This window comes from Streptomyces griseorubiginosus, assembly GCF_017614965.1.
GTDB lineage: Bacteria > Actinomycetota > Actinomycetes > Streptomycetales > Streptomycetaceae > Streptomyces > Streptomyces griseorubiginosus_B.
The window spans coordinates 1-21,602 of record NZ_WVUG01000086.1 but is presented as its reverse complement, the minus strand read 5'-3'; the positions used below and the strand labels follow the sequence as shown (position 1 = coordinate 21,602).

22 protein-coding genes and 1 pseudogene are annotated in these 21,602 nt (G+C 68.2%); 12 read left to right on the top strand and 11 right to left on the bottom strand.

The genetic code is table 11. The features are described 5' to 3' along the window. Window positions 1-140: 140 nt before the first annotated feature. Both GRC12_RS18235 and GRC12_RS18230 read left to right on the top strand, forming a co-directional pair. Entirely contained in the window at window positions 141-2,798 is a 2,658-nt protein-coding gene (locus GRC12_RS18235) for a transglycosylase domain-containing protein (RefSeq protein WP_208780359.1), read from the top strand. Between the two features lie 131 nt (window positions 2,799-2,929). After that, window positions 2,930-4,438, top strand: a complete 1,509-nt coding sequence (locus GRC12_RS18230) for a glycosyltransferase family 87 protein (RefSeq protein ID WP_208780358.1) — start codon at window positions 2,930-2,932, stop codon at window positions 4,436-4,438. Window positions 4,439-4,520: 82 nt separating this feature from the next. Here the strand turns inward: GRC12_RS18230 and GRC12_RS18225 are convergent, their stop codons facing one another. From GRC12_RS18225 to GRC12_RS18215, 3 genes are all read right to left on the bottom strand, one after another. After that, complete coding sequence (locus GRC12_RS18225) at window positions 4,521-5,552, bottom strand: alanine racemase (protein WP_208780357.1); 1,032 nt, start codon at window positions 5,550-5,552, stop codon at window positions 4,521-4,523. 74 nt (window positions 5,553-5,626) lie between these two features. Then, window positions 5,627-6,748, bottom strand: a complete 1,122-nt coding sequence (femX, locus tag GRC12_RS18220; RefSeq protein WP_133048339.1) for a peptidoglycan bridge formation glycyltransferase FemX — start codon at window positions 6,746-6,748, stop codon at window positions 5,627-5,629. A 179-nt stretch (window positions 6,749-6,927) separates the two neighbouring features. After that, a complete protein-coding gene (locus GRC12_RS18215; protein WP_208780356.1) occupies window positions 6,928-7,239 on the bottom strand; it encodes a hypothetical protein in 312 nt (103 codons plus the stop codon). 264 nt (window positions 7,240-7,503) lie between these two features. On the opposite strand from GRC12_RS18215, the gene rpsF reads away from it, so the two are divergent. From rpsF to rplI, 4 genes are all read left to right on the top strand, one after another. Next, window positions 7,504-7,794: a 30S ribosomal protein S6 gene (gene rpsF, locus GRC12_RS18210; protein WP_005482942.1), complete on the top strand. Its 291-nt coding sequence runs from the start codon at window positions 7,504-7,506 to the stop codon at window positions 7,792-7,794. A gap of 78 nt (window positions 7,795-7,872) precedes the next feature. Continuing rightward, a complete protein-coding gene (locus GRC12_RS18205; protein WP_208780355.1) occupies window positions 7,873-8,457 on the top strand; it encodes a single-stranded DNA-binding protein in 585 nt (194 codons plus the stop codon). A gap of 57 nt (window positions 8,458-8,514) precedes the next feature. Beyond that, window positions 8,515-8,751: a 30S ribosomal protein S18 gene (gene rpsR, locus GRC12_RS18200; protein WP_003949403.1), complete on the top strand. Its 237-nt coding sequence runs from the start codon at window positions 8,515-8,517 to the stop codon at window positions 8,749-8,751. Window positions 8,752-8,769: 18 nt separating this feature from the next. Continuing rightward, complete coding sequence (rplI, locus tag GRC12_RS18195; RefSeq protein ID WP_030938854.1) at window positions 8,770-9,216, top strand: 50S ribosomal protein L9; 447 nt, start codon at window positions 8,770-8,772, stop codon at window positions 9,214-9,216. 144 nt (window positions 9,217-9,360) lie between these two features. On the opposite strand, the gene GRC12_RS18190 is transcribed toward rplI, so the two are convergent. Next, window positions 9,361-10,704: an MATE family efflux transporter gene (locus GRC12_RS18190; RefSeq protein WP_208780354.1), complete on the bottom strand. Its 1,344-nt coding sequence runs from the start codon at window positions 10,702-10,704 to the stop codon at window positions 9,361-9,363. Window positions 10,705-11,156: 452 nt separating this feature from the next. Between GRC12_RS18190 and dnaB the strand changes: the two genes are divergently transcribed. Both dnaB and GRC12_RS18180 read left to right on the top strand, forming a co-directional pair. Further along, window positions 11,157-12,635, top strand: a complete 1,479-nt coding sequence (dnaB, locus tag GRC12_RS18185; protein ID WP_208780353.1) for a replicative DNA helicase — start codon at window positions 11,157-11,159, stop codon at window positions 12,633-12,635. 69 nt (window positions 12,636-12,704) lie between these two features. After that, a complete protein-coding gene (locus tag GRC12_RS18180) occupies window positions 12,705-14,090 on the top strand; it encodes a serine hydrolase domain-containing protein (RefSeq protein WP_208780352.1) in 1,386 nt (461 codons plus the stop codon). A gap of 81 nt (window positions 14,091-14,171) precedes the next feature. Here the strand turns inward: GRC12_RS18180 and GRC12_RS18175 are convergent, their stop codons facing one another. Together GRC12_RS18175 and GRC12_RS18170 are read right to left on the bottom strand one after the other, a co-directional pair. Next, window positions 14,172-14,624, bottom strand: a complete 453-nt coding sequence (locus GRC12_RS18175) for a GNAT family N-acetyltransferase (RefSeq protein ID WP_208780351.1) — start codon at window positions 14,622-14,624, stop codon at window positions 14,172-14,174. 82 nt (window positions 14,625-14,706) lie between these two features. Beyond that, complete coding sequence (locus tag GRC12_RS18170; RefSeq protein ID WP_208780350.1) at window positions 14,707-15,573, bottom strand: GNAT family N-acetyltransferase; 867 nt, start codon at window positions 15,571-15,573, stop codon at window positions 14,707-14,709. Between the two features lie 168 nt (window positions 15,574-15,741). Between GRC12_RS18170 and GRC12_RS18165 the strand changes: the two genes are divergently transcribed. After that, window positions 15,742-16,374 carry an HAD family hydrolase gene (locus GRC12_RS18165; protein WP_208780349.1) on the top strand — a complete coding sequence of 211 codons (633 nt, stop codon included), beginning with the start codon at window positions 15,742-15,744 and terminating at the stop codon, window positions 16,372-16,374. Window positions 16,375-16,454: 80 nt separating this feature from the next. Continuing rightward, a pseudogene (locus GRC12_RS18160) lies at window positions 16,455-16,970 on the top strand (FAD-binding oxidoreductase); the annotation flags it as partial. Here GRC12_RS18160 and GRC12_RS18155 read toward each other — a convergent pair. The 5 genes from GRC12_RS18155 to GRC12_RS18135 all read right to left on the bottom strand — a co-directional run bounded on the left by GRC12_RS18155 (window position 16,866) and on the right by GRC12_RS18135 (window position 20,608). Further along, a complete protein-coding gene (locus GRC12_RS18155) occupies window positions 16,866-17,348 on the bottom strand; it encodes an NUDIX domain-containing protein (protein WP_133048330.1) in 483 nt (160 codons plus the stop codon). The pseudogene GRC12_RS18160 and the gene GRC12_RS18155 sit on opposite strands and share 105 nt — an antisense overlap. Window positions 17,349-17,436: 88 nt before the next feature. Beyond that, window positions 17,437-18,339 (bottom strand): LysR family transcriptional regulator, encoded by a 903-nt coding sequence (locus GRC12_RS18150; RefSeq protein ID WP_208780348.1) that lies wholly within the window; start codon window positions 18,337-18,339, stop codon window positions 17,437-17,439. Between the two features lie 241 nt (window positions 18,340-18,580). Continuing rightward, the gene (locus GRC12_RS18145) at window positions 18,581-19,726 is read right to left on the bottom strand and encodes a cystathionine gamma-lyase (RefSeq protein ID WP_208780347.1); all 1,146 of its coding nucleotides are present in this window, start codon (window positions 19,724-19,726) and stop codon (window positions 18,581-18,583) included. Next, entirely contained in the window at window positions 19,723-20,214 is a 492-nt protein-coding gene (locus tag GRC12_RS18140) for a low molecular weight protein-tyrosine-phosphatase (protein ID WP_208780346.1), read from the bottom strand. The genes GRC12_RS18145 and GRC12_RS18140 overlap by 4 nt, the downstream gene beginning before the upstream one ends. Window positions 20,215-20,221: 7 nt before the next feature. Continuing rightward, on the bottom strand, window positions 20,222-20,608 hold the full coding sequence (locus GRC12_RS18135; RefSeq protein WP_208780345.1) for a phage holin family protein: 387 nt from the start codon (window positions 20,606-20,608) through the stop codon (window positions 20,222-20,224). Window positions 20,609-20,667: 59 nt separating this feature from the next. On the opposite strand from GRC12_RS18135, the gene GRC12_RS18130 reads away from it, so the two are divergent. After that, the gene (locus tag GRC12_RS18130) at window positions 20,668-20,985 is read left to right on the top strand and encodes a cupin domain-containing protein (RefSeq protein WP_133048325.1); all 318 of its coding nucleotides are present in this window, start codon (window positions 20,668-20,670) and stop codon (window positions 20,983-20,985) included. Window positions 20,986-21,166: 181 nt separating this feature from the next. Continuing rightward, window positions 21,167-21,379 carry a DUF5326 family protein gene (locus GRC12_RS18125; RefSeq protein WP_208780344.1) on the top strand — a complete coding sequence of 71 codons (213 nt, stop codon included), beginning with the start codon at window positions 21,167-21,169 and terminating at the stop codon, window positions 21,377-21,379. Window positions 21,380-21,602: the final 223 nt, after the last annotated feature.

Below are 21,602 nucleotides of genomic sequence, written 5' to 3'. Positions count from 1 at the left end.
AGTGACGCGAGGGGGCGTCGTCGTCCTGGGTGCCGTACGGATGAATGCGGGATCGACCACATCCGTACTTCGGGGGGACCGGAAACCAGCCGCCGTTTCCAGGCGCGCACGGGTGCGCCTGCCCGAGGAGTAGTCGTTCGATGAGCGAGCACCGTCGCAAACCGCCGCAGCCGCAGGGAGGCGGACGTGCCGCGGCCCGACGCGGCCAGTCCGGCTCGTCCTCCGGCCGCCGTGCGGCACCGCGAGGCGCCACCGGGTCCCCGGCCGATTACGGGCTGGGCCAGGAGTTGGGTGGCGAGGAACGGTCGTACGGAGGCCGAGCCGACGCCCGCCGCGCCGCACAGAGAAACACAGGAGGCCGCCGCAGAGCGGCCGAGCCCCCCCGCGGAGGTCGACGCGGGGGACCCCCACCGGGGCGCGGACGGGCAGCCGGTCCCCCCCAGAAGCGGTTCATCGACTACCCGCGCGCGGGAAAGTACGGCGCCGCGCGCTGGGTGCCGTCCTGGAAGCTGGTGAGCGGGCTCTTCATCGGCTTCTTCGGCAGTCTGGTGGCCGCCGCGGGCATCGCCTACGCCATGGTGGGCGTTCCGGACCTCGCGAAGACGGCGACGGCCCAGAACAACGTCTTCTACTGGTCCGACGGCAGCGAGATGGTCGCCACGGGTGGCGAGATCAACCGTCAGAACGTCAACCTCTCGCAGATCCCCAAGGAGATGCAGTACGCCGTCATCTCCCAGGAGAACAAGACCTTCTACACCGACAGCGGCGTCGACCCGAAGGGCATCGCGCGGGCCGTGTTCAACATGGCCAGGGGCGGTGAGACCCAGGGCGGCTCCACCATCACCCAGCAGTACGTGAAGAACGCGATGCTGAACGACCAGTCGCAGACCATCTCCCGCAAGCTCAAGGAGATCTTCGTCTCGATCAAGGTCGGCACCACGGTCTCCAAGGACGAGATCATGGCCGGGTATCTGAACTCCGCGTACTACGGGCGCGGGGCGTACGGCATCCAGGCGGCCGCGCGGGCCTACTTCAACAAGGACGCCGTCGACCTGAACCCCGGTGAGTGCGCCTTCCTGGCCGCGATGCTCAAGGGCGCCACGTACTACGACCCGGCCGGCGCGACGTCCCTCGACCCGTCCGCCACCCCGGAGGCCAACCAGAAGCGGGCCCTGGCGCAGATGCAGGACACCCTGAACAAGATGGTGCAGTACGGCCACCTGAGCGCCGCGGTCCGGGCGAAGTACACCACCCTCCCCAGCTGGCAGAACCCCCGTTCCAACAACAAGCTGAGCGGCCAGGTCGGCTACCTCGTCGACCTCGCCAAGGCGTACCTGGTCAACAACACCAACATCACCGCCGATGACCTGCAGAAGGGCGGTTACTCGATCTACACGACCTTCGACAAGAAGAAGATCAAGGAGCTCCAGACCTCGATCACGAAGGTCCAGAAGGCCAACATCAAGCCCAAGCAGCGGCCGAAGACGGACACCCACGTCCAGTTCGGCGGCGCTTCCGTGGACCCGACGACCGGCGCCATCAAGGCGATCTACGGCGGTGAGGACGCGACCAAGCACTTCACCGACAACGCCGACCAGACCGGTGCCCAGATCGGTTCGACCATGAAGCCGTTGGTGCTCGCGGCGGCGATGCAGTGGGGCGTCCGGGACAAGAGCCTCGGCCCTGAGCAGGCACAGGACGAGCGGACCCAGGTCTCCCCCAAGAGTCTGTACAGCGGCAAGAACAAGCTGAAGATCAAGGACTACGACGGGACGGTCTGGAAGAACGAGAAGGGGCAGGAGTGGCTGCAGACCAACGACGGCAACGAGTCGTACGGCAATCCGCCCAACTACCAGATCGACCTGCGCGAGGCGATGCGTGAGTCGGTGAACTCCGCCTATGTGCAGCTCGGCATGGATGTCGGCCTGGACAAGGTCAAGCAGGCGGCCATCGCGGCGGGGCTGAAGCAGAGCAGCCTGGCCGGCACCAGTTTCCCGTCCTTCTCCATCGGTATCTCCGACCCGAGCGCGATCCGCATGGCCGGCGCCTACGCCACCTTCGCGGCCAGCGGCCAGCAGCGTGATCCGTTCTCCGTAACCAAGGTCACCAGCAAGGACGGCACGGTCTTCACGCACACGGACAAGCCCACCGAGGCCTTCACTCCGGCCGTGGCCAACAACGTCACCGACGTGCTGAGGACCGTGGTCGACAAGGGCACGGGTACCGCCGCGCAGCTGCCCGGACGCGAGGTCGCCGGCAAGACCGGTACCACGGACGGCAACAAGTCCGCCTGGTTCATCGGCTACACCCCGCAGCTGTCCACGGCGATCACGATGTTCCGCTACAACGACGACGAGACCCAGAAGAACCGCACCTTCCTGGAGATGTACGGAACGGGTGGTCAGAAGAAGATCCACGGTGCGTCGTTCCCGGCGGAGATCTGGCACGACTACATGGCGGAGGCGCTGGCGAACGAGCCGGCGAAGGACTTCCCGACGCCGGAGCCCATCGGTGAGGTCGTCAACGACGTGCCGAGCCCGACGCCCACTCCGACCATCGAGAACACCCCGGAGTCGAGCCCGACCCCGACCCCGACGCCCAGCCAGACGCTGACGAGTCCGAGTCCCTCGCCGAGCCAGACCTGCCGGTTCAGCTGGCAGTGCACGGACACCGGCGGTACCGACACCGGCGGCACGGACGGAGGCGTGACCTCGACGCCGACGGCCACGGAGACGTCCGGCAACGGCAACACCAGAGGCAACGGCAATGGAGGCCTCTTCGGAGGCGGGGGCGGCTAGCCGTCAAAACGCCCAGCACGGGTGTTTCACGTGAAACATGTACATGTTTCACGTGAAACAAGGGCCGCCGCACCTGAGAGGGTGGGGCGGCCCTCGGCGTATTCCCAGACATGTACGGCAGGATGTGCGACATGCCCAGCGCAGAATCGACGCAAGCGAGCGTGCACGGAGCGGACCTGGTGCGGCCGACCAAGGAGGACAAGGTCGCCACGACCGGCAGTGAGCTGATCGGCGGCCCCCTCGGGCGCCGCGCCCTGCTCGGAACGTCCTGGTGGACCCCCGTCCGGGTCGTCGCGCTCGTCGCGATCGGCATGTTCGCCCTCGGAATGATCCAGAAGGCGCCCTGCTACAACAGCGCCTGGTTCTTCGGCGCCAGCTCCCAGTACACGAAGGCCTGTTACTCGGACATCCCGCACCTCTATCAGGGACGCGGATTCGCCGACGGGCTCGTGCCGTACTTCGACAAGCTTCCCGGCGACATGCCGTACCTCGAATACCCGGTGCTGACCGGTGTGTTCATGGAGGTGGCCGCCTGGCTCACGCCCGGCAGCGGCAGCATCCAGGACCAGGAACAGTGGTACTGGATGGTCAACGCCGGGATGCTCATGGTGTGCGCGGCGGTCATCGTGGTCTGCGTGGCCCGCACACATGCGCGTCGCCCCTGGGACGGTCTGCTGGTCGCTCTGGCGCCCGCCTTCGCGCTCACCGCCACCATCAACTGGGACCTCCTGGCGGTCGCTCTGACGGCCGCGGCGATGCTGATGTGGTCCCGGAGCCGCCCCGTCGCCTTCGGCGTCCTCCTGGGCCTTGCCACGGCCGCCAAGCTCTATCCCGTGTTCCTGCTGGGGCCGCTGTTTCTGCTTTGCTGGCGCGCCGGCAAGTGGAAGGACTTCGGGAAGGCCGTGGGAGGTGCGGTCGTCTCCTGGCTCGTGGTGAACCTCCCGGTGATGTACTTTGCCTGGGACGGCTGGGTGCAGTTCTACAAGTTCAGCCATGACCGGGGCGTCGACTTCGGATCCTTCTGGCTGATCATGGCCCAGCACTCGACCAGTCCGCTCTCCACCGACACGGTCAACAACCTGGCCACGTCACTGGTGGTGCTCGGCTGCATCGGCATCGCGGTGCTCACGATGACCGCTCCCCGCCGCCCGCGCTTCGCCCAGCTGGCATTCCTGATCGTCGCGGTCTTCATCGTCACCAACAAGGTCTACTCACCGCAGTACGTCCTGTGGCTCGTCCCGCTGGCGGTGCTGGCCCGGCCCAAATGGCGGGACTTCCTCATCTGGCAGGCGTGCGAGGTCGTGTACTACCTCGGGATCTGGATGTACCTCGCGTACACGACCAGCGGGAACGCCCACAAGGGACTGCCCGAGGTCGGTTACCAGTGGGCGATCGCCGTCCACATCCTGGGGACGCTCTTCCTGTGCGCCGTCGTCGTGCGCGACATCCTCATGCCGGAACGGGACCCGGTACGCCGGTCGGGTGACGACGACCCCTCAGGAGGCGTACTCGACGGGGCGGAGGACGCCTTCGCCCTGGGAGCCGCCGCTCATCCCCCGCAGCACGCGACCCACTTCGACGGGCCGCAGGTGGAGTGGGGCAGTCACGGCGCCACACCCCCGAGGGACGGTTCGCTCTGAGCGAACAGGGCGCGGCAGGCCCACGCCAAAGGCCGTACACGGAGTGCTCGTGTACGGCCTTTCGGCTGCTCCGGCCTGTGGCTCAGCGGTCGACGATGCGGTCGAACTGCGTGGTGGTGTGGCGCAGATGGGCCACCAGCTCCTCGCCGACCTTGGGCTCGGGCGCGTCCGACGGGACGAAGAGGATGGAGACCTGCATGTGCGGCGGCTCCGCGAACCACCGCTGCTTGCCGCCCCAGACGAACGGCGAAAGGTTCCGGTTCACCGTGGCGAGGCCGGCCCGGGCGACGCCCTTGGCGCGCGGCATGACCCCGTGCAGCGCCTTCGGGGCCTCCAGGCCCACCCCGTGCGACGTACCGCCCGCCACGACCACCAGGAAGCCGTCCGAGGCCGCCTTCTGCTGGCGGTAGCCGAAACGGTCCCCCTTGGCCACGCGTGTGACGTCCAGGACCGCTCCGCGGTACTCGGTGGCCTCGTGGTCCCCCAGCCACAGCCGGGTGCCGATACGGGCGCGGAAGCGGGTCTGCGGGAACTGCTGCTGCAGACGGTGGAGTTCCTCGGCCTTGAGGTGACTGACGAACATCGTGTGCAGCGGCAGCCTGGCCGCGCGCAGCTGGTCCATCCAGCCGATGACCTCCTCGACGGCGTCCGAGCCGTCCGTGCGGTCCAGCGGCAGGTGGATGGCGAAGCCTTCGAGGCGCACGTTCTCTATGGCGGCGTGCAGCTGAGGGAGGTCCTGGGCGCTGATGCCGTGGCGCTTCATCGAGGACATCACCTCGATCACCACCCGGGCGCCCACGAGGCCGTACACGCCGTCGATGGACGACACCGAGCGGATGACCCGGTCCGGCAGCGGCACGGGCTCCTCGCCACGCCGGTACGGCGTCAGCACCAGCAGGTCACCACCGAAGAAGTCCTTGATCCGCGCGGCCTCGTACGTGGTGCCCACGGCGAGGACGTCAGACCCCAGCCGCGTGGCCTCCTCCGCCAGCCGCTCGTGCCCGAACCCGTAGCCGTTGCCCTTGCAGACCGGGACGAGACCCGGGAACTGCTCCTGCACGTGCTTGTGGTGCGCCCGCCAGCGCGCGGTGTCGACGTAGAGCGTGAGCGCCATGGCCGGACCTGGAACCTTTCTGGTCGCTGCGGTGTATCAGAGGTATGGGAGCTATTGAAGCGAAGAACGCGACGTCAGCGACGCGACATGTAGATGTCGAGCGCCTTGTGGAGCAGCTTGTTGAGCGGGAAGTCCCACTCACCGAGGTACTCGGCCGCCTGGCCGCCCGTGCCGACCTTGAACTGGATGAGGCCGAAGAGGTGATCGGTCTCGTCGAGCGAGTCGGAAATGCCCCGCAGGTCGTAGACGGTCGCGCCGAGCGCGTAGGCGTCGCGCAGCATCCGCCACTGCATCGCGTTCGAGGGCCGGACCTCACGGCCGATGTTGTCGGAGGCACCGTAGGAGTACCAGACGTGGCCGCCGACGATCAGCATGGTCGCGGCCGAGAGGTTCACGCCGTTGTGGCGGGCGAAGTACAGCCGCATGCGGTTGGGGTCCTCGGTGTTGAGGGCCGTCCACATGCGCTGGAAGTACGACAGCGGGCGGGGCCGGAAGTGGTCGCGCACGGCGGTGATCTCGTACAGCCGCTGCCATTCCTCGAGATCGTGGTAGCCGCCCTGGACGACCTCGACGCCGGCCTTCTCAGCCTTCTTGATGTTGCGGCGCCACAGCTGGTTGAAGTTCTTGTGGACCTCTTCCAGGGAGCGGTTGGCCAGCGGCACCTGGAAGACGTAGCGCGGCTGCACGTCACCGAAGCCGGCGCCGCCGTCCTCGCCCTGCTGCCAGCCCATGCGGCGCAGCTTGTCCGCCACCTCGAAGGCACGCGGCTCGATGAAGTCGGCCTCGATGTCGCGCAGCCGCTTCACGTCCGGGTTCTGGATGCCCTGCTTGATGGAGTTCGCGTCCCAGCGCCGGATGATCACCGGCGGGCCCATCTTCACCGAGAAGGCGCCCTGGTGCTTGAGGTGCGCCAGCATCGGTTCCAGCCACTCGGTCAGATTTGGCGCGAACCAATTGATGACCGGACCCTCGGGCAGATAGGCGAGATAGCGCTTGATCTTGGGCAGCTGGCGGTAGAGGACGAGGCCCGCGCCGACGAGTTCACCGGTCCGCTCGTCGAACCAGCCGAGGCTCTCGGAGCGCCACTCCGCCTTGACGTCCGCCCAGGCCGGGACCTGCATGTGGCTCGCCGACGGCAGGCTCTGGATGTATGCCAGATGCTGCTCGCGACTGATCGTCCTCAGGGTCAGGCTCATTCGGGGCGCTCCTCGGGCTGGTGTGTCCCCATGGGTACAGGGGCTCCGGCTCTCGCGCCGAAGCCTACTGCGCCTTGCGAGCGCCCCGGCTGGGCGTACGGAACCCGCGCCCCGGCTCATGGGCCGCCGAGGCGTTCCGCGGTGCTTTGTATCAAGTTGGGAGAACGGTGTCCCAGGCGTCAGAAGACCCCGCCGAAGAGGCCGCCGTGCGCCATGCCGAGGAAGAAGCCGACTCCGGAGGCGCCGAGGCCCAGGATCAGGCCGAAGCGCTCGCGGGTCGTCTCCGAGATCCACTGTCCGTAGGCGCCGGTGAGGATGCCCACCAGACCGGTCCAGGAGCTGAGCAGGTGCAGGTTGTGGAAGAAGCCGGTCACGAACGCGATCACGCCGAGCACCAGGGTCACCGCGAGCAGCGTGTCCTGGAGCGGGTGGGGCTTGCCGTCCGTGGCGAAAAGGCCTCCGGCGGTGTTGGGTCGCAATGCCTGTGCCATGGGGCACCTCCTGCGAAAGGCGGCGCATCGTAGCGCCATACACACCCGATGTGTACAGACTGACGGTCCTGCGGGCCGGATTTCAACCGGAAGCCGGTGTGCGGGTAGTCTGTACCGTCTGCATTGGTGTCTGCCCAGGCCAGCTCGGGTAAACCGCGAGGTCAACCCCGATTGTCAGTGGCGGCCGATACCGTTGCGTACGCATCACAACCCTCCTGCCACGGAACGACCGTGGCCGCTGAGTCCAAAGGAGGTGGGTTCCACATGCGTCACTACGAGGTGATGGTCATCCTCGACCCCGATCTGGAGGAGCGCGCCGTCGCCCCCCTGATCGAGAACTTCCTCTCCGTCGTCCGTGAGGGCAACGGCAAGGTCGAGAAGGTCGACACCTGGGGCCGTCGTCGTCTCTCGTACGAGATCAAGAAGAAGCCCGAGGGCATCTACTCGGTCATCGACCTGCAGGCCGAGCCTGCGGTCGTCAAGGAGCTCGACCGCCAGATGAACCTGAACGAGTCGGTCCTCCGGACCAAGGTCCTCCGTCCCGAGACCCACTGAGCTCTCCCGCTCAGCCGGATCCCGGGATTCGAGTAGCAGCACAAGCAGCCAGCAGCAAACCCGCCGAGAGGTTCCCCCATGGCAGGCGAGACCGTCATCACGGTCGTCGGCAACCTTGTCGATGACCCCGAGCTGCGCTTCACCCCTTCCGGTGCGGCGGTCGCGAAGTTCCGTGTCGCGTCCACCCCCCGCACCTTCGACCGTCAGACGAACGAGTGGAAGGACGGCGAGAGCCTGTTCCTGACCTGCTCCGTCTGGCGTCAGGCGGCGGAGAACGTCGCCGAGTCGCTCCAGCGAGGCATGCGCGTCATCGTGCAGGGCCGGCTGAAGCAGCGGTCCTACGAGGACCGTGAGGGCGTCAAGCGCACGGTCTACGAACTGGACGTCGAGGAAGTCGGCGCCAGCCTGCGCAATGCCACGGCCAAGGTCACCAAGACCGCCGGCCGCGGTGGGCAGGGTCAGGGCGGTTACAGCGGCGGTGGCGGCCAGGGTGGCGGCGGCTGGGGCGGCGGCCCCGGTGGCGGCCAGCAGGGCGGCGGCGCTCCTGCCGACGACCCGTGGGCGACCGGCGCTCCCGCCGGTGGCAACCAGGGCGGCGGCGGTGGCGGCTGGGGTGGAAACTCCGGCGGCGGTGGCGGCTACTCGGACGAGCCCCCCTTCTAGGCCTAGGGCCGGAGGGCGGGTCGTACCCAAACTTCTTGATCACACAGGAGAAACACCATGGCGAAGCCGCCTGTGCGCAAGCCGAAGAAGAAGGTCTGCGCTTTCTGCAAGGACAAGGTCACGTACGTGGACTACAAGGACACGAACATGCTGCGGAAGTTCATTTCCGACCGCGGCAAGATCCGTGCCCGCCGCGTGACCGGCAACTGCACGCAGCACCAGCGTGACGTCGCCACGGCCGTGAAGAACAGCCGTGAGATGGCGCTGCTGCCCTACACCTCCACCGCGCGATAAGGGAAGGGTGACCGACACATGAAGATCATCCTCACCCACGAGGTCTCCGGCCTCGGTGCCGCGGGCGACGTCGTCGACGTCAAGGACGGTTACGCTCGCAACTACCTGATCCCGCGGAAGTTCGCTATCCGCTGGACCAAGGGTGGCGAGAAGGACGTCGAGCAGATCCGTCGTGCTCGCAAGATCCACGAGATCCAGACCATCGAGCAGGCCAACCAGGTGAAGGCCCAGCTCGAGGGTGTCAAGGTCCGTCTGGCCGTTCGCTCCGGCGACGCCGGTCGTCTCTTCGGTTCCGTCACCCCGGCCGACATCGCTTCCGCGATCAAGGCTTCCGGTGGCCCCGAGGTCGACAAGCGCCGCATCGAGCTGGGCGCGCCGATCAAGACCCTGGGCGCCCACGAGACGTCCGTGCGTCTGCACCCCGAGGTTGCCGCCAAGGTCAACATCGAGGTCGTCGCGGCCTGACGCCGCGCTCGGCTTGAGTAGCTGAGAGAGGGGCCGCCCCGGTCGGGCGGCCCCTCTTCGCGTCCGGGCTCGGCGTCGCGGTCACTGAGCCAGGACACGCGATGTTTCACGTGAAACGGGCATACGGTGAGCCGGACTGGCTGCTCAACGGGTCGCGCCGGTCACCAGCCAACGGCCTGAGCGAGCACGGAGCCACAGGGTCAGCATGCGCACGGCCATCATCAACGTCATCGCTGCCCACAGGGCCGTCAGCCCTCCGCCCAGCGTGGGCACGAGGAGGGCCACCGGGGCGAACACCGCAAGGGTGATCAGCATCGCTCCCGCCAGATAGGGGCCGTCGCCCGCGCCCATCAGCACACCGTCCAGGACGAAGACGATCCCGCAGATCGGTTGTGAGAGGGCGACGATCACCAGAGCCGGCAGAGCGGCGTCCCTGACGACAGGGTCGTTCGTGAACAGCGGCAGGAACACCGGTCGTGCGATCACGACCAACGCTCCGAGCACGAGGCCCACAGCGATGCCCCACTCCACCATGCGCCGACACGCCTGACGGGCTCCCTGGGCATCCCCGGCGCCGAGGTAGCGGCCGATGATGGCCTGTCCCGCAATGGCGATCGCGTCGAGGGCGAAGGCCAGGAGACTCCACAGAGAGAGGACGATCTGGTGGGCCGCGATGTCCGCGTCTCCGAGCCGGGCGGCGACCCCGGTGGCGATCATCAGAATGGCCCGCAGGGAAAGGGTCCGGACCAGCAACGGCGCACCGGCTTGGGCCGAGGCCCTGATTCCGCCCAGGTCGGGGCGCAAGGAGGCGCCGTGTCGGCGGGCGCCCCGGACGACCACCGTGAGGTAGACCGCCGCCATGCCGCACTGCGCGATGACGGTTCCCCAGGCGGAGCCCGCGATGCCGAGGCCGGCGCCGTAGACGAGGCCCGCGTTGAGGGCGGCGTTGGCGACGAAGCCCGCGACGGCGACATAAAGAGGAGTCTTCGTGTTCTGCAGGCCCCGCAGCACACCGGTCGCGGCCAGGACGACGAGCATGGCGGGGATGCCGAGGGCCGAGATGCGCAGATAAGTGGACGCGTAAGGGGCGGCCGTGTCGGAGGCGCCGAAGAGGCTCACCACGGCCGGCGCGGTGGGCAGCACGGCCGCGATGACGGCGGCACCCAGAAGCAGAGCCAGCCAGATCCCGTCCATGCCCTGCCGTATGGCGGCCTGGAGGTCGCCGGCGCCGACGCGCCGGGCCACGGCGGCCGTGGTGGCGTAGGCGAGAAAGACGAAGACGCTGACCGCTGTCGTCAGCAGGGCCGAGGCGACACCGAGTCCGGCGAGTTGGGCGGTACCCAGATGGCCGACGATCGCGCTGTCGGCCATGACGAACAGGGGCTCGGCGACGAGTGCGCCGAAGGCCGGCACGGCCAGCGCGACGATCTCTCGGTCGTGCTGGCGCCTGGTGGCCTTGGGGGTCGCGGGAGCCTGTGTCATGAGCATTAATCTAATCGTCCACAGGTAAGAGATGCAAAGCTTTTGTGACCCTTACCTCTCGGTTCGTCGTGCACTCTTTCGCGCGCAGTTCGAAGCGATCTTGGTCTGACTGGGGAAGTTTTTCTTCTGCACAGCCGGTGGACGGGAAAGGTGCAGGTCAGATGGTGCCTCACGGAAGGTGCCAGAGCTTGTTCACAGGCCTGTCCACCGCGTCGTGCACAGGTTTTGCGGAGTTCTCCACAGCATCCGGGCCGTCGTCCACATGGCCTGTGGATAACCAGATTGGCTGACGGTGCCCGCGGGCCTACGGTGGTCCGGCGCCCGCTCCGTTCGTCGGCTGGGAAACCCTCACAAACCCGACGCGCCACAACCGGAGTTGGGCCTCTCATTTGTCAGTGCCGTGCCGTAGAACTTAGGGCATGGCTAGGTCCGCTCCGCGGACGGGAGGAGGTGGCTCGGTGAGCATTTCCGAGCCCTTGGACGATCCGTGGGCCGACAGCGGGCCCAGCGATCGTCTGCCCGCCTCCCGCCGACGTGGCGACGGAGGCCGGGGCCGTGACGAGCAGCACGACCGAGGCCGCGACAACGGCTCGTGGGACGGCGGGGGAACGTCCTTCGAGCGCGTGCCGCCGCAGGACCTCGACGCCGAGCAGTCCGTTCTCGGCGGCATGCTCCTGTCCAAGGACGCCATCGCAGACGTCGTCGAGATCCTCAAGGGACACGACTTCTACAAGCCGGCCCATGAGACGATCTTCCAGGCCATCCTCGACGTCTACGCCAAGGGCGAGCCCGCCGACCCCATCACGATCGCCGCGGAGCTCACCAAGCGCGGTGAGATCAACAAGGTCGGCGGCGCTTCGTATCTCCACACCCTCGTCCAGACGGTGCCGACGGCGGCCAACGCCGAGTACTACGCGGAGATCGTCCACGAGCGGGCCGTGCTGCGCCGGCTGGTCGAGGCGGGCACGAGGATCACCCAGATGGGATACGCGGCCGACGACGACGTCGACGAGATCGTCAACCGGGCCCAGGCCGAGATCTACGCGGTCACCGAGCAGCGCACCAGCGAGGACTACCTGCCGCTCGGCGACATCATGGAGGGCGCGCTCGACGAGATCGAGGCGATCGGCTCCCGCAGCGGCGAGATGACGGGTGTGCCCACCGGATTCACCGATTTCGACTCGCTCACCAACGGCCTGCATCCCGGGCAGATGATCGTGATCGCCGCGCGTCCCGCCATGGGTAAGTCCACGCTCGCCCTGGACTTCGCCCGGGCCGCCTCCATCAAGCACAATCTGCCGAGCGTCATCTTCTCCCTCGAGATGGGGCGCAACGAGATCGCGATGCGTCTGCTCTCCGCCGAGGCACGGGTTGCCCTGCACCACATGCGCTCCGGCACGATGACCGACGAGGACTGGACGCGCCTGGCCCGCCGGATGCCCGACGTCTCCGCCGCACCGCTGTTCATCGACGACTCCCCGAACCTGTCGATGATGGAGATCCGCGCCAAGTGCCGCCGCCTCAAGCAGCGCAACGACATCCGCCTGGTCGTCATCGACTACCTCCAGCTGATGCAGTCGGGCGGCTCCAAGCGCGCCGAGAACCGTCAGCAGGAGGTCTCGGACATGTCCCGTAACCTCAAGCTCCTCGCCAAGGAGCTGGAGATCCCGGTGATCGCGCTGTCCCAGCTCAACCGTGGTCCCGAGCAGCGCACCGACAAGAAGCCGATGGTCTCCGACCTGCGTGAGTCCGGCTCCATCGAGCAGGACGCCGACATGGTCATCCTGCTGCACCGCGAGGACGCCTACGAGAAGGAGTCGCCGCGCGCGGGCGAGGCCGACCTGATCGTGGCCAAGCACCGCAACGGCCCGACGGCGACGATCACGGTCGCCTTCCAGGGCCACTACTCGCGCTTCGTGGACATGGCTCAGACCTGATCCGCCCGCCCGGGCCCCCCGGGGCAAATGAACTCGACGGCCGAGCGTCCCCCGGGATGGACTGGGGGCATGACGACTTCTCAGGAAGAGCTGCTTCCCGGTACCCGTCGGGCCCTGCTGCACCGCATCGCCGTGGCCCAGACCGAAGGGCGTGCGCCGTCGCTGGTCGCGGCGGTCGTCCGGGGCGGGCGGACGGTGTGGCACGGGGCGCGGACCTCGGTGGACGGACACGGACCGGACGAGAACGTGCAGTACCGCATCGGCTCGATCACCAAGACGTTCACGGCCGTCCTGGTCCTGCGGCTGCGCGACGAGGGGCTGCTCGCTCTCACAGACCCCCTGGAGAAGCATCTGCCGGGCACGGGCGCGGGGGAGGCGACCGTCGCCGATCTCCTCGCCCACACCGGCGGACTGGCGGCCGAGTCGCCGGGCCCGTGGTGGGAGCGCACCCCGGGATCGCTGCGCCCCGAACTCGCCGACGTCCTGGGTGAGCAGCCCCAGCTGCACCCGGTCGGTCGCCGCTTCCACTACTCCAATCCGGGCTACACCGTGCTCGGCGCGCTCATCGAGAAGCTGCGTGGAGCCCCCTGGGAGGAGGTCCTGCGGCGTGAAGTGCTCGAGCCCCTGGGGCTCGACGACACGAGCGCCCGACCGCGGGCACCCCACGCGGGTGGCTGGGCCGTGCACCCCTGGGCGGACGTCCTGTTGCCCGAACCCAGTGAGAACCTCGGACGGATGGCCCCAGCGGGCCAACTCTGGTCAACCACAGCCGACTTGGCGCGGTTCGGTGTGTTCCTGGCGCAGGGGGACGAGCGGGTCCTGAGTGCCGAGACGGTGCGGGAGATGCGGACACCCGCGGCGCCGGTGGAGGCGGCGGACGTGGCTGACGGAACCTCGTACGGGCTCGGGCTGCAGATCCAGCACCGGCACGGCCGGCTGCTCATCGGGCACTCCGGTTCACTGCCCGGCTTTCTCGCGAACCTGACCATCAGCATCGACGACGATGTCGCGTCGGTGGTGCTGGCCAACTGCACCTCCGGTCCGCCGCTGTCCACTGTCGGCGCCGATCTCCTGCGTATCGTCGCCGAGGCCGAGCCGCGCATCCCGGAGCCGTGGCGTCCCCTGCCCGAAGCCGACGCAGCCGTACTGGAGTTGGTCGGGCCCTGGTACTGGGGGACGTATGCGTTCGCGCTGCGGCTGACGTCCGACGGGAGTGTGGCGCTGGAGCCGTTGTCCGGCTCGGGCCGCCGTTCGCGTTTCCGGGCGAACGGTGACGGCACCTGGACCGGACTTGAGGGTTACTACGCCGGAGAGCTTCTGAGGGCCGTACGACGGCCCGACGGGGCCGTGAGCCATCTGGACCTCGGGTCGTTCGTGTTCACGCGTCAGCCGTACGACGAGGAGGCTCCTGTGCCGGGTGGGGTGGACCCCGACGGGTGGCGGGGGATTGGTTGAGCATCGATGCGGGCGTCCTGTTTCACGTGAAACAGGACGCCTACCGATCCTTCTCTCAGCCGGAGCTGAGGCCCGTCTGGTTCAGAGCTGGAGCTTGAAGCCCAGATGTGAGGCGGTGAAGCCGAGCCGCTCGTAGAAGCGATGAGCGTCGGTCCGAGTCCTGTCGGAGGTCAGCTGGACCAACTGGCAGCCCTGACGCCGGGATTCTTCTATCGCCCACTCGATGAGCTGCGTTCCCAGGCCACTGCCTCGTTCATCGGCATGGACACGGACGGCTTCGATGATCGACCGGATGGAACCCCGGCGCGACAGGCCGGGAATGATCGTGAGCTGAAGGGTGCCGATCACACGGCCCTCGCGAACGGCGACGACCAGGTGCTGGTTCGGGTCGGCCGCCAGGCGCTCCCATGCGGTGAGATAGGGAGCCAGGTCCTGCGGGGTCTCACGCTGGGCGCCGAGGGGGTCGTCGGCGAGCATCGCGACGATCGCCGGCAGATCGGAGGCCGTCGCGGCCCGTATCTCAAGATCTCCCATGACTGGCACCCTTACGTGGGCCGTCCAGGCCTGCGGACCGCGAGGGATACGGTCGTCCAGGCCTGGAAGCAGCCTGGGACGCTCAGCCCGCCGCCACGGTGACCGGTGCGAAGCGCCGCGTCCAGTCGCCGGGCAGGTCCGGGACTCCGTAGGTCATGACCGAGTTTAAGGCGACGGAGGCGAGCCCCCGCTCCTTCGCCCAGGCCAGCAGTTCCTCATGGCGTACGTCGATGTCGGTGCGCAGGGGCCGGTCGGTGTGGGCGGCGAGAGAGGCCAGGAGCGCCTTCGCCGTCTCGGTGTCCCGGGCGATCAGCGGACCGATGACATGGGTGTCCATGTTGGGCCAGGCAGCCGCGTAGCCGACGATCCGACCGTCCTCCTCGGCGACGCACAGCCGGTCGGCGAAGGCGGGCAGCCTGGTCACGATATGAGTGCGATCGGTCCCGAACACCTCCTCGTCGAGCCGGAGGATGGCGCCGAGGTCCTCGGCGGTCGCTGCCCGTGTCGCGCCCTGGGGAGCCGGCCCACCGGGGGTGAAGTGTCCTCGCAGCATCTCGGCTCGGCCGGTGACCTTGAAGCCGAGTTCCTCGTAGAGCGGCCGGCCGTACGGAGTCGCGTGCAACGTCAGGGGGGTGCTTCCCATCTCCGAGACAACGTGCTGCATCAGGCGGCGCCCAATGCCCTTGCGGGCGTGTCGTTCGGCGACCAGCACCATGCCGATGGCCGCGAGATCGGGGCGGTCCCGCAGTCCGTACTCGGTGACCACACAGGCGCTGACCAGACCGCCTTCCGGGTCGTCGATGCCGTATCCCTTCCCCGCCGTGAGAAGGAAGCTCCATTTGTGCTCCTCGCGTGGCCACCCCCGATCCTCGGACAGGTCCGCGCAGGCGCCCAGATCGCGCAAGCTCAGACGGCGGATGGAAAGGTCGGCAAGAGTAGGAGTCGGCACGCAGGTCAGGCTGTCCGACGGGTGTACTCGCCGTCCACCTCTTTCCGGTGAGAAACAAGAGCTTTTGGCCATGTCATGGGCAAGCGCACAGCCTGTTGCCGTTGCCCGATGTTTCACGTGAAACACAGGCCAACGGCGGCCGGACAGGCGCCGGTTAGCCTCGGTGTCATGGCGAGACTTCATCTCTTCGACCTCGACGGCACATTGCTGCGCGGTACCTCGTCGCCCGTCGAGATCTCACGGCAGTTGGGGCTGGAAGCCGAGACGATCGCACTTGACGAGGCGATCTCGGCAGGGCTGATGAATTCTTCCGAATATGCGACCCGCGTGCACACCCTGTGGGCGGATCTCACGGACGCTCATGTCACGGCGGCTTTCGAAGGAGCCCCGTGGTTGGAGCGCATCCGCGAGGTCTGGGCGGAGATCAGGGAACAGGGGGATTACTGCGCCGTGGTGTCGCTCTCACCCTCCTTCTTCGTGGAGAGGCTCATCGGCTGGGGAGCGCACGCGGCCTATGGATCGCGTTTTCCCGCCGTGCCGTTCACCGAGCCCGTGGATCCGACCGGAGTTCTGAGTGCGGCGGCGAAAGTCGAGATCGCCGCTCGCTTGTGCGAGGAGTTCGGGGTGAACGCGGCCGACTGCGTGGCTTACGGCGACTCACTCTCGGACCGGGATCTGTTCGCTGTGGTGCCGGTCTCCGTCGCGGTCAATGCGGACCGTCATCTGTCCGGTATCGCCACACACTCGTACATGGGTGGAGATCTGTGGGAAGCATATGAATTGGTTCGCCAGGCCCGGTAGCCGAAGGAATCGGTGCATCGCCGGACTGAACTCGGTCACGTGAAGCGGTGAGGGCAATGCAGCCTAGCGGGACGGAGGGATCGACGATCTCGCAGGTCATGATCGACGGCTCGGCCGCGGACCAACTCGTCGCCCCCGCCTGGTGGTACGGCGAGATCGTCGCGCATGACCTCAGGACGCCGGACGTCGCCGTGGTCACCGTCCGCCCCGACCAGCCCTACCCCCTCGTCGCCGGCCAGTACGCGAGTGTGGAAACGCCGTGGTGGCCGCGGATCGGTGGCACTACTCCTTCGCCTCGGAACCTCGCTCGGGCGGCCTGCTGACCTTCCATGTGAAGGCCGTTCCCGCGGGCTGGGTCTCCAATGCCCTGGTGCACCGCGCCCGTCCCGGCGATGTCGTCCGGCTCGGCCGCCGGCCGGTTCGATGACCGTCGACCACACCACCGACAACGGTCTGCTCTGCCTGGCCGGAGGGACCGGCAGACCCCGATCTCAGCCCAGGTCCGGGGCGTGCATGGCGCGCACGCCCTCGATGTTGCCGTCGAGGTAATGCCGCAGGGACAGCGGGACGAGATGGACGGAGGCGATCCCGACACGGGTGAACGGAACCCGGACGATCTCGTACTCTCCCGCCGGCTCATCCACCTCGGGGCCGTGCCGCTGGGACGTGTCCATGGACTCCAGGCGGCACACGAAGAAGTGCTGCACCTTCACGCCGGTCGCGCCACCGTCCTCGCCGATGTGCTCGACGGTGTCGACGAAGCAGGGCACCACGTCGGTGATCTTGGCGCCGAGCTCCTCGTGCACCTCGCGGTGCAGGGCGTCGACGACGGTCGTGTCCCCGGGTTCGACCCCGCCACCGGGAGTGACCCAGTAGGGATCGACACCGGGCTTGGTGCGCTTGATCAGGATCAGGTCGTCGCCGTCGAGGAGGACGGCACGGGCGGTGCGCTTGACCACGGGTCGGACGGTCATGGGGGGAATGTGGCCCGGATGGTTCCACGTGAAACATCGCAGCACGTCACTGGCCGAGCTCACCCTGTGACCGCGACAAAAGCCCTGGTCAGCACCAGTCGGAAGCGGCTTGGAGCAGCCATTCGTGCGCCCGCGCGATATGCGGCATCGCGAGGGTGCCGGTACGAACCACCAGGAAGTACGTCCGCAGGGGCGGCACCGCGGGCTCGTGCAGGGCGACGACGTCCCCGCGCTTGAGGGCGGCGGTGCACAGATAGCGGGGCAGTACCGCGAGCCCGGCGCCCGCGACGGCACAGGCGAGGACCGCACGCAGATCGGGGACGATGACCGTGCCCGGGGAGGCCGGACGGGAGTCGAAGACGGAGGCCCAGTAACGGGAGACGAAGGGCAGGGATTCGTGCACCTCGATCACCGGGACGTCCTCCAGGGCGGGCGCCCCCTTCCCGCGCGATTCGGGACCGATCTGTTCGGCCCGGGCCGGGGAGGCGACCAGGACGTGCTCCTCGTCGCAGAGCGGAGTCGCCGTGAGCAGCGCGCCGCGCGGACGGGCCGTACTGATGGCCAGATCGTGATGGCCCGCGGCGAGTCCTTCCAGGGTTTCCTCTGCGTTCCCGAAGGAGGCGCGCAGTGCGAAGCCCTGGCCGTCCTCGCCGGTCAGCTCCGTGAGGGCGGGCAGGGCGCGCTCGGCGGTGAACTCGGGGGGACCGGCGAGATGCAGGGTCCGTAAGGAGGACTCGTCGTCGAGGCCGGTCTCGGTGATCTCCACCAGGGCGTCCAGATGCGGGGCGGCCTTGTGCGCGAGTTCGTCGCCGATGGTCGTCGGGGTCACTCCGCGGGCCTGACGCAGGAACAGAGGGCGTCCCAGCTGCCGTTCCAGCGTGCGGATCTGCGAGGTCACGGCCGGCTGCGACAGGCCGAGCAGGGCGGCGGCGCGGGTGAAGGAACCGGCCCGGTGCACGGTCACGAAAGTGCGCAGCAAGGCCAGATCCATGGTTCGCCCTCCCCAGTTCCCTGCCCTTCTCCCGGCCCCAGGCAGGGCCCAACTATAAATAAGTCGATAGGTCTCTGTCGCTACTGTGATTGGACACTGACAGAGAGTCAACTAGCCTTGGTCGCGCGGTTCTTCGCGCGCGGAACCGAGGACGGTCCGAGCCACGAGGGGGGAGGCTCGGACCGTCCGTCACACCTGGCCGGACCACGGCGGGGCACCTGTGAAGCGGGCTCCGACGCGGTCATTCGGACGACTCGTCCAAGGCGCGGAGCACATCCGCCACCAGGTCCTCGGGATCCTCGGCGCCGACCGAGAACCGGATGAAGCCCTCCGGCACCGGGTCCCCGCCCCAGCGTCCGCGCCGCTCGGCCGTGGACCGCACGCTGCCGAAGCTCGTCGCGTCGTCCACCAGCCGCAGCGCCTCGAGGAAACGCTCGGCACGCGCACGCGTGGGCAACGTGAAGGACACGACGCTGCCGTAGCGGCGCATCTGCTGTGCGGCGACCTTGTGCGCGGGGTCGTCGGGCAGACCCGGGTAGCGCAGCCCGGTCACCTCGGGCCGCTCCCGCAGGGCCTCGGCGACCGTCAGGGCCGTGGCGCACTGCCGGTCCACGCGCAACTGGAGCGTGGCGATCGAACGGTGTGCGAGCCAGGCCTCCATGGGGCCCGGGATCGCGCCGACGATCTTCCGCCAGCGCCGCACGGCTGCCATGGCCCCAGCGTGGCGCCCGACGACGTAACCGAGCAGGACGTCCCCGTGCCCGGTCAGCTGCTTGGTGCCGCTGGCCACGGCGAAGTCGGCCCCGAGCTCCAGGGGCCGCTGACCCAGGGGCGTGGCGAGCGTGTTGTCCACGGCCACCAGCGCGCCCTGTGCGTGCGCCGCCTCGGTGAGGCGGCGGATGTCACAGACGTCGAGGCCGGGGTTGGAGGGTGTCTCAAGCCACAGCAGCTTCGCCCCCTCGAGGACGTCGAGCTGGGCGTCCCCGCCGGTCGGCGCCGTGCGCACCTCGATGCCGTAGGCCTCCAACTGGGCGCGGACCAGGGGCAGCACCTGGTAGCCGTCGTCGGGCAGGACGACGACATCGCCCGCGCCCACCTGGGAGAACAGCACGGCCGCGGTGGCGGCCACACCCGAGGCGAAGGTCAGCGTCTGGACGTTCTCCTGCCCCGGTGCCTCCAGCTCCCCGATGGCACGCTCCAGCAGGTTCCAGGTGGGGTTCTCGTCGCGGCCGTAGGTGTACGGGCCGCTCACGTCGCCCGGGAGGTGGAAGTGGGCGGCGAACACCGGCCCGGGCAGGGTCGGTTCGTTCTTGACCGGCTCGGGCAGTCCCGCCCGTACCGCGCGCGTGCCGTCACCGTCGCCCACGGACGTACCCGAATCGTTCATGCCGCTCGTCCCTCCACCTGTTCGCGCACCGCGGCGAGCAGACCCTCGCTCGCCGCCTCCACCATCTCAAGGCACTCCTCGAAGCCGTCCAGGCCCCCGTAGTACGGGTCCGGCACATCGCGGTCGTCGCCCGCCGCGGCGTCGTAGGAGCGCAGCAAGCGGACCTTGGCCGCGTCCTCCTGGGTGGGCGCCAGGCGGCGCAGGGCCCTGAGGTGGCCGCTGTCGAGGGCGATGACGAGGTCGAGGCGGGCGAACCAGGACGGCTGGAACCGACGGGCCGTGTGGGCGCTGTCGTAGCCGGCCTCCTCCAGTACGGCGACGGTGCGCGGGTCGGCACCGTCGCCCTCGTGCCAGCCGCCCGTGCCGGCGCTGTCGACCTCGACCAGGTCGCCGAGACCGGCCTCCCGCACGCGGGCGCGGAAGACCGACTCCGCCATCGGGGAACGGCAGATGTTGCCCGTGCAGACGAAGCAGACGCGGTAACTCATCGCTCAGTCAGTCCTTGTCGTCCGCGTCGGGCAGGACGACGTGCAGCGCCCACGAGACGATCGAGATGATCAGCCCGCCCAGGACCGCGGTCCAGAACCCCTCGACGTGGAAGCTCAGGTGGAGCTTTCCGGCCAGCCATGAGGTGAGCAGCAGCATCAGGGCGTTGACGACGAGTACGAACAGGCCGAGCGTCAGGATGACGAAGGGGAGGGAGAGCAGCTGCACAATGGGCTTGACCAGGAAGTTCACCAGGCCGAAGATCAGCGCGACGCCGATCAGGGTGCCGACCTTCTTGCCCGTGCTGTCACCGGTCAGAGTGATCTTGTCGAGCAGCCAGACGGCGACCGCCAGGGCACCCGCGTTGGCGATCGTCTTGACTACGAAATTCTTCATGTGTCTGATCGTGGCAGACGAGATCGACCATGAGCAGAGGGACGAGGGCGGCAAGAGAGATGAAGGCATTCCGACTGGACGAACTGGAGGCGGAGCGTGCCTCCAACGACGGCGCCTACCTGCAGTTTCTGCGGGAGCGGAACATGTCGGTCGGGCTGTACGCGCTCAATGCCGGCGAACATGATCCACAGAAGCCGCACAACCAGGACGAGGTCTACTTCGTCGTGAGCGGCCGCGCCTCGATCACCGTCGGTCTCGAGACCACTCAGGTGGCGCGCGGCAGCGTGGTGTACGTGCCGGCCGGCGTCGCCCACAAGTTCCACCACATCAGCGAGGACCTGAGGGTGCTCGTGGTGTTCTCTCCGCCGGAGAGCTGAGCCGCGGCCTCAGGGTTCCCTAGGGGTTCGATCAGGGGAGGACAAGGGATGCGAGGCCCCCGCCGGGACCCCTGCCGGCCCTAGCATCGAGGGCAGGACAAGAGAAGGATCCGGCCTCGTAGGACCGGGTCGTCGACGGGACCCGGCAGCAGCGGCGGGCGGAAAGGACAGGACGAGAGCAATGGGAGAGATCTTTTCGGGACTGCCGTGGTGGGTGAAGTGGATCGCGGTGCCGGTCATCGCGCTGGTCGTGTTCGGCGGGCTGATCGCCACCGTCGTCGGCTTCGTGATCGGACTGCTCTTCAAGGCGCTGGTCTTCGTGGCGCTGGTCGGTGGACTGATCTACGTCGTACGGAAGTTCACCGCGAGCTCCTCGTCGCGCAGCGACTGGTGAGAACCCCGGGGCACCGGTGAGGTAACAGGAATCACCGGTTCCCTCGGGCGGGGGAAGTTTCCCGGACGGGCCGTCCCTGTGCGGTGGGGGGCGATTAGAGTCCGGAATCCGACGCGGGCAAGACCCCGCGGGCGGCGCACACCCCCTCCCGTGTCTCCCCGCACGGGCTGCCCCTCTCGCGCTTCGGGAGTGACCCCTTGGCCACGGTAGACACCGCAGTCAC